The organism is Sphingomonas sp. RB1R13 (genome assembly GCF_036663775.1).
In the GTDB taxonomy this organism is placed as follows: Bacteria; Pseudomonadota; Alphaproteobacteria; order Sphingomonadales; family Sphingomonadaceae; genus Sphingomicrobium.
This window is the reverse complement of sequence record NZ_JAXOJM010000003.1, coordinates 623,553-631,600: the sequence shown is the minus strand read 5'-3', so window position 1 is coordinate 631,600 and position 8,048 is coordinate 623,553. Positions and strand designations below refer to the sequence as shown.

Annotated in this window: 7 protein-coding genes; 5 read left to right on the top strand and 2 right to left on the bottom strand. The window is 63.2% G+C overall.

What is annotated here, in order from left to right:
- A partial coding sequence (locus U1700_RS12500; RefSeq protein ID WP_332752983.1) for a hypothetical protein occupies window positions 1–355 on the bottom strand: 355 nt, incomplete at its 3' end.
- Between the two features lie 63 nt (window positions 356–418).
- Window positions 419–628, bottom strand: coding sequence for a hypothetical protein (locus tag U1700_RS12495; protein ID WP_332752982.1), 210 nt, complete (start codon window positions 626–628; stop codon window positions 419–421).
- Window positions 629–872: 244 nt separating this feature from the next.
- Between U1700_RS12495 and U1700_RS12490 the strand changes: the two genes are divergently transcribed.
- The 5 genes from U1700_RS12490 (at window position 873) to U1700_RS12470 (ending at window position 7,963) form a co-directional block, all read left to right on the top strand.
- Complete coding sequence (locus U1700_RS12490; protein WP_332752981.1) at window positions 873–1,148, top strand: DUF3489 domain-containing protein; 276 nt, start codon at window positions 873–875, stop codon at window positions 1,146–1,148.
- Window positions 1,149–1,150: 2 nt separating this feature from the next.
- On the top strand, window positions 1,151–1,546 hold the full coding sequence (locus tag U1700_RS12485; protein WP_332752980.1) for a DUF2924 domain-containing protein: 396 nt from the start codon (window positions 1,151–1,153) through the stop codon (window positions 1,544–1,546).
- Window positions 1,539–3,206 (top strand): recombinase family protein, encoded by a 1,668-nt coding sequence (locus U1700_RS12480; RefSeq protein WP_332752979.1) that lies wholly within the window; start codon window positions 1,539–1,541, stop codon window positions 3,204–3,206. Before U1700_RS12485 ends, U1700_RS12480 begins: the two co-directional genes overlap by 8 nt.
- A 189-nt stretch (window positions 3,207–3,395) precedes the next feature.
- Window positions 3,396–7,394, top strand: coding sequence for a hypothetical protein (locus tag U1700_RS12475; RefSeq protein ID WP_332752978.1), 3,999 nt, complete (start codon window positions 3,396–3,398; stop codon window positions 7,392–7,394).
- Window positions 7,394–7,963: a hypothetical protein gene (locus U1700_RS12470; RefSeq protein ID WP_332752977.1), complete on the top strand. Its 570-nt coding sequence runs from the start codon at window positions 7,394–7,396 to the stop codon at window positions 7,961–7,963. The genes U1700_RS12475 and U1700_RS12470 overlap by 1 nt, the downstream gene beginning before the upstream one ends.
- Window positions 7,964–8,048: the final 85 nt, after the last annotated feature.

Here is an 8,048-nt window from a genome sequence, read left to right as displayed (position 1 = left end):
CCCATGGCCGCCGCAACACTATGAGAGAAATATCATCTCCAGCCAAAGCCGCTCTCAGCGTGTCATGCGCTGTGGACCCCGGACCGACTGGCGCATGAGCGACGATGATCCTCTGTACGTCATGGTGAAGTGCCCACTCACGAACGATATCGGCAGTTGGCTCGGCGAGCATCTCGATAGGCGCTCGGAAATGGGCTGCAGCGCGATCCAATGCGTCCGCAATTGCTCCGCAAATGATCGCTTGAACGAACCCGGACCGGTCGTTCTTGGTCGACGCGCCCGCGATTGCTATCACCTTTGTCTCCGCATTTATCTCGAGCGTTTCAGGGTGAAGGTCGTCTTCGCCGATAAGCAAACCGACACGGCTGGACGGTGACCGGGATGGGGAAGGAAGATTCTGTGGCGGGGTTATGGGCGCTCACCGGCCGTAGTCTGCGCGGTTCAGAGCATGAGCCGCAGCTATAATCGCTCTGATCGCGCCTGCTGCCTGAGCGAGCCGCTCCAGCTTGGCGGATACAGCTTGAGGATCAGCTGCCCGCATCACAAGCGCCTCGGCGCTCGCATCTTCCATGATCATTCCTGCCCTCGTGCAAAGCATCTGAATCAGATCCGCGGTGTCGTCGTCCATGCCGAGCGACAAGCCCTCTTGAACGGCCACAGTCCAGTACCAGCTTTCAAGACCGTCGGGTAAAAGTCTGTTCCTGCCGGGCGGATGCGCGAATCGGCTGGACTTCCTTCGTCAACGGAGCGGAAGTCGACTTGTGGGACGCAGCGCCCGGTGAGGGCTGCACTTGGCCTGGCAGGAGCAGTCCGCCGGGCATTGACTGGTGGGGGAAGCAATCGTGCATCCCGCAAACACCAGGATGACGAACATGTCACAGCCATCAAAAGCATCTCTTGCCTCTAAACTGACCGGGAAGCAGGTTGATGCACCTAATTCCTCCGAGGTGCTGTCCAAGTCGGCCACCTTTCTTGGCCTGCTGCGGCGTGAGGAAGGTGCCACCCTTGCCGAACTGGCCGATGCTACTGGATGGCAGCCACAAAGCACCCGGGCGATGCTGACGGGTCTGCGTAAGAAGGGGCATGTCATTGAGCGCGGCAAGCGCGGCGATGTCACCTGCTACCAGTTGCCAGTCTCGGCCGCATGATCATGGCCCGGATCGATGATGAGCTCGAAGCCTTGGTCGCCATGCCCGACGCGGCGCTTCGCGAAGAATGGCGCAAAGTTTATCGCACGCAGGCCCCTCGGCTGCCGCCCGATCTTCTTCGACGCGGCATTGCCTATCGGCTGCAGGAGCGTGCCTACGGCAAGATGACGCCGCAAGTTGCCCGCGTCATCGCCTCTGGCGGCCGGGCTGCACCCGAGGTCACTGCGGGAACGAGGCTGGTGCGAGAGTGGAACGGCCGGACAATCGACGTCGTCGCGACCCAGAGCGGCATGGTGTGGCAGGGCCGCACCTACCGTTCGCTGTCCGCGATTGCGCGAGAGGTAACCGGCACACCCTGGTCCGGTCCCCGGTTCTTCGGGATCGGCACGCATGTCTGAGCGCAAGGTCATCCGCTGCGCCATCTACACGCGCAAGAGTACCGAGGAAGGGCTCGAGCAGGAGTTCAACAGTCTCGATGCGCAACACGAGGCCTGTGCGGCCTACATCCTTAGCCAGCGGCATGAAGGCTGGGTGCAGAACCCCGAACGCTATGATGATGGCGGCTACTCGGGCGGCAGCATGGAACGGCCCGCTGTAAAACGGCTCATGGCCGACATTGCAAGCGGCAAGGTCGATGTGATCGTCGTCTACAAGGTCGACCGTCTCACTCGCGCGCTCGCCGACTTCGCCCGCATCGTCGAGGTGCTTGATGCTCGCGGCGCGTCGTTCGTATCGGTGACCCAAGCACTCAACAGCACCACCAGCATGGGGCGGCTGACCCTCAACGTGCTGCTGTCGTTCGCCCAGTTCGAGCGGGAGGTCACGGGCGAGCGGATCCGCGACAAGATCGCTGCATCCAAGAAAAAGGGCATGTTCATGGGCGGGCCGGTGCCGGTTGGTTACGATGTTCATGAGCGCAAGCTGCTCATCAACGAGGCCGATGCCGCGACCGTGAGACACATCTTCACCCGCTACGTCGCGCTGGGCTCCGGCCGCGAGCTGATCGAGGAGCTGCGCGCCGATGGTTACCGGACCAAGCTGCGGCAGCAAGGAACTCGCGTGGTTGGCGGCATCCCGTTCCACCGCGGCATGCTGTTCCACATTCTTGGCAACCCGATCTACATCGGCAGGGTCGCGCACAAGGGTGTGGAGCATGAAGGCGAACACCACGCCATCATTGATCCCGAACTGTGGACCCAAGTCCAGCAGCTGATCGCCAACAATCGCGTCAGCCGGGGCCGAACCCGCAACAGCGACCACACCAGTCTGCTCGCTGGCATCATTCGCGATGGACATGGGCGGCGCATGTCGCCGAGCCATGCGGTCAAGGCCGGCAAGCGCTATCGCTACTATGTAACCCATTCCGCTGAACTTCGGACCGGGGAACCGCCGGCATGGCGCATGCCGGCTCCAGATGTCGAAGCTGCGGTCACCGATCGGCTGGTGCGCTACTTCCGTGACTATCGCGAAGTGGCGACGCTGGCCGAGCCCGCCTCGCCCGCGTCAGCCCTGCGTTCGCTTGTCGATGGTGCCGGTCGCATTGCCGAGCTGCTTGAAACACCCCTTGGCCAGCGATCGGTCCTTGCCAAGCTGCTCATCGGCGTAACAATCACGGCTGACCAGCTGTGCATCCACGTGGATCAGGCGGCCCTTGCCCGCATGCTTGAGCTAAAACGACCGGACACCGACCTGCCGCTGCAGCTGGTCACCGGTGCGTCCAAGGTTCGCGAAGGCAAGGCGACGCGGCTGGTGATGACGGACCCTGCCGCGAACTCCATCAGCCGGGACAACAGGCTCGTGGCGCTGCTCGCGGAAGCGCGGGCCACGCGCGACATGGTGCTGGCCGCCCCGGATCGTTCACTCCGGGAGATCGCAGCCGAGCAGGGTCGCTGCCGCCATCGCATTGCCAAGCTGATCAGGCTGTCATGGCTGTCGCCGGACCTCGCCACGGCAATCGTCGAGGGACGCCAGCCTCGCGGGCTGACCGCCCGTCGGCTGTTGGACGGCGAACTGCCGATCCAGTGGAGTGCTCAGGAGGTACTGGCAAAGGTCCGTTAGGCGCCCAATTCCGGTCGTTGCTGCTCCGCACCCGAGGGCCTGAAAGCGGACGTCGAATGAGCTAGCTCAGCCTGAATATCTTCTCGCCAGCTCGGCTGGCACCTCCACTGCGGTATAGCGAACCCCTACATGCTCGAACGCCCAAACAAGATTTCCTTTCGGAAACCCTTCAATTGGGCAAAAGGAGGAATGCAGGTCTTCATCCCCCGCAGGCTTCATTACGCCGTCGATAGCGAGATCCGAGATGTCGGGCACGAACTGCTTCTCGATCTGCCGGGTAATTTCATTCTGCTCGGCGAAGCGGGCGGGGGCAAGACGCGGCTAACCGAATGGCTAGGGGACGCCGAGGCCTTTACGCGCTGTACCGCTCGTCAGCTCATCAATGGTGTTCCGCAGCACTTACTCGGCAACGACGGGGTGCTCGTAATCGATGCGCTCGATGAAGTTGCCGCAAAGGCCGAGGGGGATGCCGTCGATCTCGTCCTGCGCGCACTTCGTGATCTCAACTATCCGCGCTTCATTCTGTCGTGCCGATCGTCCGAATGGCACGCGGCGACGATGCGCGAGGCGATCCGCGAGCAATATGGCGAAGCGCCCGTCGAGACCGAGCTCGCGCCACTGACCGATGACGATGCGCGTGCATTTCTTTCAGCTTATCTCAAAGACGCGAATCGCGCCGCAGAAGTCATCTGGCACTTTCGGCAGCGTGGGCTGGCCGAATGGCTGGGAAACCCGCAGACGCTCGGGATGCTCGGCGACCTCGCGCGTGACGAGTCGATGCCCGAGACGGCGTCGGCGCTCTTCGCGCGCTATGTCGACCTTGCTTGGTTTGAGCACAGCGACCGGCGTCCTGACCTGCCGCTGCAGAAACTTGGCAAGGAGGCGGTACTCGACGCACTCGGCATGGGCTTCGCCGCTCTGATCCTGACAGGCTCGGCGACGCTGTCCAACGCGCCACGCCACAAGGTAAATCCGGGCGATCTGCCCCGAGCCGAGGTTACGATGCTGTCGGGAGGCGAGCATCTCGAGGCCGCGCTCGCGAGTCGCCTGTGCATCGGCCCCGCCGGTCGCCGGACGTTTCAGCACAAGCGCATCGGCGAATATCTCGGCGCACGTTGGCTCGCGAAGCGGGCCGACACACCGCCGAAGCAGGCGCGCTTGCTCGCGATGCTGCGATCGAACGGCATCGTGCCCGCGAACCTGCGCGGCCTTCACGCCTGGCTCGCGACCGACCCCCGCTTGGCGAGTGACGTAATCCGGATCGACCCGGCAGGTGTGATCGAGTATGGCGACGCCGACGATCTGCCGGAAGGGCAGGGACGCGTACTGCTCGAGGCGCTTAGCGCGCTAGTCGAACGCAATCCTATGTTCAACGCCGGATGGAGTCCGCGCGCGGGATCGCTGGTCAAGGGCGCATTGCTCGACGACTCCTGGCGTATCTTAACCCAACGCACCGAAGTTGATGGAGGCTGGCGATACCCGTTCGCACTGCGCGTTGTGATAGCGCGACAGCTTAGCGGTCCGCAGGTCGTGAAGCAGCGTTGTGGCGATCTGCGCGACATGCTCCTCAATGAGGATCAGGAATTTGCGATCCGCGCCGCAGCGGGGAAAGCGCTCGCGGTTCACGGCGGTCTGAACGACTGGGCCGCACTTCTCGAGATATTGCGCCTTCAAGCCACGGAAGATGCCTGCCGCCTAGCGGTCGACCTGCTCGACGACGTCGCGTTCGAGAGGATCAGCGACCGCCAGGTCGTCGAGCTGGTTCTAGCTTATGATGGCATCACCATTAGCGCGCTGCCGAGAGAAACCGACGAACGCCGCACGGTAGGCACGCTCTCTTACATTGAGCATAAGCTCCCCGACGAGCGACTCGATGGGGTGCTCGACGAGTTTGCGGCTTATCTCGAACCCTATGCCGATAATCACTCGATGATGATCGACGCGTTCGACCTTAAAACGCTGGTCGGCGGACTGATCGTTCGTCGGCTTGCGCTCACCGACCAACGCCCGCTCGCCAATCCCGCGGCTCTGTGGCATTGGCTGCGGCCGTTTCAAGGCGATCGCGGCTATTCGCGGTTGAAGCGTGACGAGGTCGCAGAGTGGCTCAAGGGGCATGATGCCGAGCGGCGGGCGATCCAACGTTATGTCCTATTCGAGTTGCAAAGCGACAAGGACTTAGGGCGGCGTCAGTGGCAATTGCTCGAGCCGCTGCCCGGGGCGGCGCTCGACTCGAGTGACTTGGCCACACTCCTCGACGGTCTGGACGCGTCCGACGACCGCTGGCGCGACTTGCTAACGATGATTCACCACGACGGTGCCAAAGGTGCGGAGGCGCGCGCAGCAGCCAAGCGCTTCGTCGCCAACCGCCCAGACATGCTGCGTTGGATTGACGATCTCGCAACGCCGCAGCCGCGAGAGTGGGAACTGCGAGATCGCGAACGACAACTGAAGCGCAAGGCGAAGGATGCTGTTCGAGACGCTGAACACCGCGCCTCCTTTCTTGCCAATCGCGACAAACTTCTGACCGGGGATATCGGCAACCAGCCAGCGCAGGCCTATCTCGGCCAATTCAGCGACTTGTCGAAGGACGGACCGCCGCATGAGCGGATCGGCCTTTGGCTCGGCAACGACTTGCAGGCCGACGCGCTTGCCGGGTTCGAGGCGTTTCTAACTCGCGAGCCGCCTTCGCTGACCGCAGGGCAGATCGCCGACAGCTGGGCGGAAAGCCGATATTGGCCACTTGCTTGGGTGTTGGTCGCCGCACTGATGGAGCGGATGCGGACAGGCAAGGGGTTCGACGACCTCCCCGACGAACGGTTGATCGCGGCGATGCTGCAAATCGAACACGGGCTGGCCCGGTCTGAGGAAGCGAAGGCGCTCGGTGACGCGCTTGAGGCCGAACTCAAGGATCGCGACGCTTACGAGGCCTACGCTAGGCTCCTGATCGAGCCGCATCTGCGCGAGCGGCGCGCGCACATATCAGGGCTGTACGGCTTGATGCGCGAGAAGGCGCACGTCGGCCTCGCGGCAAAACTTGCAGCCGAGTGGCTGGGCAACTTCTCACAGATGACGGCCGACGTTGAGGAAGAGTTGATCGACTGCCTGGTTCGTGCACACGACAAGGACAGGCTTCGCACCGCCGCGGCGGAAAGAATGGGCGACGAAAGTCGTGACGAGCGCAGCCGCCAAAACTGGCAGGCGGTCGCGCTTTGGACCGACTTTGAGCGCGCCAGTGGGTTGCTCGACGGAGTTATAGGGCGCGATCCAAACCTAATCTGGTCCATTCGCAATCGCCTCGGCGGCCAACGGCACCGCGATGAAGCCCCCGTCGCGCTGCCGCCGCAGCTGGCGGCTTGGATCGTCCGCGCTTCCCGTGCGGCATGGCCCAACCGCCATCATCCAAGTGGCGTGCGCAGCGGCGATCAGAATGCTTGGGACGCCAGCGAGTATGTAACGCGCCTCATCGGTCATCTCGGCGACGACCCGAGTGACGAAGCCACGGCTCTCGTCACGGAACTGCGCGATGCGGCAAACGATGGCTATACTGATTGCCTCCGCCGTGTCGCGACCGAACAGGAAGCAAAGCGCGCCGAGCTGGCCTACACGCCGCCGACCATTGCCGACATCGCCAACGCCCTCGCCGGTGCGCCGCCCGCAACCTGCGCCACGCTGCAGGCCGATGTGTTGGCTGCGCTCGAGCGAGTGCAGGCGCGCGTGCGCAGTGACCCGACTGACTGCTGGCGCGGCTTCTACCGCGACGACCGAGTCACGCCTAAGGGTGAGGAGGACTGTTCCGACCACCTCGCGAATTTGCTCGCCCTCGAAGCACCGGGCATCAGGTTCGATCCTGAGGTGCATGTCGGAAGCGATCGCGAGGTCGATATCGCGTGCTCCGTTGGCAATCTGCGCATGCCGATTGAGGCTAAGGGACAGTGGAACGCCGACCTGTGGACCGCCGCCGACTGGCAGCTCCGCGGGCAGCAAGCGGTCGACCATCTGGCCGCAGGCCACGGCATTTACCTCGTTTACTGGTTCGGAGCTCAAAAAGGCCGAAAAAGGCTCCAGAAGCCGCCTGCGGGTGTCGAAAGTCCCGAAACCCCCGAAGCGCTCCGGATCGCGCTTGGCGAGGCCCTAACTGCCCCCGACCAGCAAAACCTCCGCATGTTTGTCCTCGATCTGACCCGCTGATGCTCGATGAGTCCGACCTGCGCTTGATTGAGGCGCATCATGGCATACGGCGGCTCGATGCCATCACGCTGACGGACTTTAACCCGGACCAGACCATGGCGGCCGACCACGCTGCTTCGTTCGACCTCGATATGATGTGGCATAGGGGCCGTTTCGCGCGGAGCCTGCTGGCACCGAGTGGGCCCGCAAGCGATGTTTGGCGTGCTGAAAACACCGACGAACTGCTGCCGCTTCGCCCCGATTTGCCTAAACACTCGCCGCTGGCGAGCGATCCCTGGCAATGGTTCGCGCTCCAGAATGGACGCGAGGAGACAGCGATCTTTCAGCAGAGCCGCCTTCGGCGCGATGCTTTCGATCGCCTCCGTCAGACGGGCGAGCAGCGCGATGTCATCTTCCGCCTCGCGCCTTGGTCGCCGCCGGTGAATCATCGCCTTGGCCAGGCTTTGTCTACCTCACGGATTCAGGGGTCTTGCATCATCTCCTCGGTTTTCCGGAGGCCGAGCTCCGCGACTGGGATCGGCGGTCGCTGCGGTATCGAGACGCGTTGTGGGATCGCCGGCGCGATCTGAGCTGGGAGGGTTTCGCCATCAGTTGTCTCACGCGCGCTGCAGGCGTCCGGGCACGCGCATCGTATTGGACCGCACCCGATGGCGA

Coding starts and splice junctions, on each gene's coding strand:
- U1700_RS12495 (WP_332752982.1), bottom strand. CDS start 628: ATGGACGACGACACCGCGGATCTGATTCAGATGCTTTGCACGAGGGCA.
- U1700_RS12490 (WP_332752981.1), top strand. CDS start 873: ATGTCACAGCCATCAAAAGCATCTCTTGCCTCTAAACTGACCGGGAAG.
- U1700_RS12485 (WP_332752980.1), top strand. CDS start 1,151: ATGGCCCGGATCGATGATGAGCTCGAAGCCTTGGTCGCCATGCCCGAC.
- U1700_RS12480 (WP_332752979.1), top strand. CDS start 1,539: ATGTCTGAGCGCAAGGTCATCCGCTGCGCCATCTACACGCGCAAGAGT.
- U1700_RS12475 (WP_332752978.1), top strand. CDS start 3,396: ATGCAGGTCTTCATCCCCCGCAGGCTTCATTACGCCGTCGATAGCGAG.
- U1700_RS12470 (WP_332752977.1), top strand. CDS start 7,394: ATGCTCGATGAGTCCGACCTGCGCTTGATTGAGGCGCATCATGGCATA.